Here is a 3334-nt window from a genome sequence, read left to right as displayed (position 1 = left end):
ATTTACCACAAGTTCCGGATTTTCGAGATTTAGAAGATAAAGTCGGCGAGTAGGGAAGTAGGGTGGGCAAATGGATATAATTTCTGGTGAAATTGTTACATTAACATAATGTGTTTACCCTACAAGATCAGGCTGCTTGTCTTGCCCATTCTGGTAGTTCAAATCTATTTTGATACCTAATTGGTTACTCATTTTTCCAGTTTTTCCTCCACTTGCTCTGTTTTCTGGTTATTTCACTCCTTTCTTTTCCCCTGCAAAATCCCCCTTTTCTGAGCTTGCCTGGTTTTTCAGGGACGATTAGCTTTTACGAAGTTTCATAGCGTATCCAGTGCCGATCAATAGCTTTATCCAACTCTCCGAAAGGAAAGTCCTTATTATAATACTCCTTTAAAGTAACTAAGAAAGCCAGAACTGCTTTTCCTTCCTCGGAGGTCAGGCTGTCAAATCGCTCGTGAAACGTGGCTAGTGACTCACCAGAATCGAAAGATTCTAACTGCTGCTCCCTGAGCAACTCCAGCATATCATCCGGGAGACCTGGCGAACACTTGGCAAGGTAATCATATTTTTCTACAATATCCGGGCGAGATGGTTTAGTAAGCGTGCTTATAAGGACATCTACAAAGAAATCGACAGATTCGTATGACTTCAGAGAAAGATATAGGAAAGCAGGTAGGAAATACAGGAATGCCTCCGGAGTTAGCATCAAAAGGTCATCTCCTATTTCATAGCGAAGCTGGTAGGCGGTGAGTTCTATGGGGGTCATTGTGGCCAAAAATTGACCCAGTTTGCTACATTCGTACTGCACTCGAGGTTCTGGTACTAGTATTTGAGTATTTAGGGGCTTTTGGCGCGCAGCAAAAGCATTAAAGAAATATACTCTCAGGTTTTTGTTGGGAGGTACTTGCATATTATCGCGAGATTGTTTAGTGTACTTGTTGAATTTGCTTTAGGGCTAACTCGAGCGCCACTATCACTGCTGCAATCCCTGCTGCTACAGTGCCAGCTACACCCACAGCAATAATGGCTTTACCAAGTACAATAATTGCAGCAATAAACGCAGTTATTACTGCAACAGTTACTGCTCCTTCGACAAGCTTTCGAGCGCGTTCGACGACTTCCTCCATTGCTTGAACTAATCGTTGTGGACAGTTAGAAGCATCAAAGTACCTATAGCAATTCATCATCATGTTGTTCTTTTCCGTTACTTGATCACGATGTGTTTTATTGCCACCCCTAAAGCACGTAGCATTTATCGCAGTCCGTGCGGCAATTTCTGCGGTAACAGCGGCTATCTTTGTTGCGAGAGTTGGACAGTCATCAGTCTCTCGGCATTTACCGAGTTGAGATGTGACTTTTTTAGTTGCGTCTACCGCTGCCGCCAAAGCATGATATTTGGCCCAACTACAGTCTCCTGGAGGTTTCATACCATCACCAGGCACCAACTGCACTACTTGACCTGCTATCTTAGTGTGTATTTTTTTGCTCTGAATATGTGTATTATTAAGCTCATTTGTTAGCTGTTGTTGAGTATCTGGTGCAGCTCCCTGCTGCACAAAATGAGTTAACTCATGGGCCGTCAACTCATTATTCCCAGGTTCCTTCCCCGCTCCAAAGTAGATATGATTGCCATGGGTAAACGCCTGTGCGCCTAACTCCTGATTCATCTGCACCGCTTCACCACCCGTATGCACGCGCACCCCACTAAAATCAGCACCAAAGCGCGGTTCCATAAACCCTCTCACGCCCTCCGATAAAGGAGAACCTCCACCCTTAGACGCATTCAAACGACTCTCTAAATCCCCAGATGCTTGATTTCCGTCTATTTGATGCGCCCGTTGTATCATCTGGCGCATTTGCACACGCGGATCAATTTGCCTGTGCACCACAGGTGTAATTGACTGCGCTCTTTGCCAGATCTGATGGGGGTGATGGGGATGATTGGTGTCCAACTGACGCTGAACTGACGCTGAACTATCAGGAGGCGCTGACATTGACATTACCTGAGACGCTACTCGGTCAGCTTCTTGCTCGTAAGTATCTCCAGGCGCTCCTATGGTTGACCCTGAGCGAAGTCGAAGGGTCAACTTGGTTTGAATGCCAATTTCCTCTAAGTCTTTCCCGGCTTCTCCCGACTGTTCCTTCTCTTCTTTGGCACAATCAGCACATTGTCGTTGAATCGGGTTTTCTGAGACTGGGGCAAAAGCACCTTTTAATTGGGAAGCAGGGCTTTGTGGTATGGGTGGAGGGGCATCAAACGTTGATACCCATGGTGATTCAGATTTACGCTGTACCGTTGACCCTGAGCGGAGCCGAAGGGTTGATCCTTCGGCAAGTTCAAGTTCCTTGGCTTGGATTCCTCGCATCACATTCGCGGCGAGTCTATCGGCTGAGGCTCTGGAATATTCCCCGATTTCTTGAGATGGGGCAGATGATGGTTTTGACTTGGGTTGAATCGAAAAATGTCCCAATTTACCCGGACTCTTACCCTTTTTCTGTACTGTGGTGGGAGTCCAGGATGAATTTTTCTTTTGTACGGGTTTATACTCCATGATGCCGCCTCAGTTGCCCGATAATGTAATGATTCCAAGCCAACTGCTCCAATAATACTGAGGAGTTATACAATTATAGTCAATCAGAAAGAGAAAATCAGCGTGATCGCTTCCCCTGGTGAACTATAATGTTGTAACTCTAGCCCTCTTTTGTCACTTGAGTAATTTCGACTCCGACGGATTCCCCATTACTCATTTGATAGATGTGGCGTTCAACCGCAGCCCTATATTTCGGCAGGATTTTGGGGTTGAGGGTATCTGCGATCGCACTACATAACCTCAGACGCGCGAGGAATTTGAGTAGTTTTAACTTCTCATCTAGGACTTATTCTTGTTCTTGTTTTTTCCAATTAAGTCTACAATACATATCTAAATCTATACCTGCACTCAGTTCACTAGCCTTCTGTATAATTTGCTGATTAAAACTAATGGCAGGTACGTGGCTATAAGCATAAACTACACAACAAATAAGTGCTTCGTACTGATAACTTATTTGAGCGAGTTGCTGCCAACCAGGTTGTAGTTGTTCAAAAACAGACTCTATATGTATCTCAAGTTCTCTTGTGGGGTCAAGTTCTTCTGAAGGAGCTAATTTAGATTTGACTTTCCAAACACTAAATTTCCTAATGGTTGGTTTTCCCCTCGACCGAACGACGACATCTCCTGTTTTCCAAGTTTGCGTAGGTTTAACACCGACAATCTTAGTGATTTCATCCGGATCAAGATCAACTCCTGATAATCGAAAATATGCGTATATTTCGTTGGTTTTGCTCATGGTATTGTAT

General features: G+C 44.5%; 4 protein-coding genes. All 4 read right to left on the bottom strand.

Annotated features, from left to right (window positions below):
- Positions 1-304 precede the first annotated feature (304 nt).
- A complete protein-coding gene (locus ACLFWI_RS28620) occupies positions 305-907 on the bottom strand; it encodes a hypothetical protein (RefSeq protein ID WP_446415753.1) in 603 nt (200 codons plus the stop codon).
- A 16-nt stretch (positions 908-923) separates the two neighbouring features.
- Positions 924-2549: an eCIS core domain-containing protein gene (locus ACLFWI_RS28615; RefSeq protein ID WP_446415752.1), complete on the bottom strand. Its 1626-nt coding sequence runs from the start codon at positions 2547-2549 to the stop codon at positions 924-926.
- A 139-nt stretch (positions 2550-2688) separates the two neighbouring features.
- Positions 2689-2832, bottom strand: coding sequence for a DUF4058 family protein (locus ACLFWI_RS28610; protein ID WP_446415754.1), 144 nt, complete (start codon positions 2830-2832; stop codon positions 2689-2691).
- Positions 2833-2874: 42 nt separating this feature from the next.
- Positions 2875-3334, bottom strand: a 460-nt coding sequence (locus ACLFWI_RS28605; RefSeq protein ID WP_446415751.1) for a DUF4279 domain-containing protein, incomplete at its 5' end; no start/stop codon positions are given.

The organism is Coleofasciculus sp. (assembly GCF_046539235.1).
Lineage (GTDB): Bacteria > Cyanobacteriota > Cyanobacteriia > Cyanobacteriales > Coleofasciculaceae > Coleofasciculus.
The sequence above is the reverse complement of the archived record's forward strand: the minus strand, read 5'-3'. Positions and strand labels throughout refer to the sequence as shown.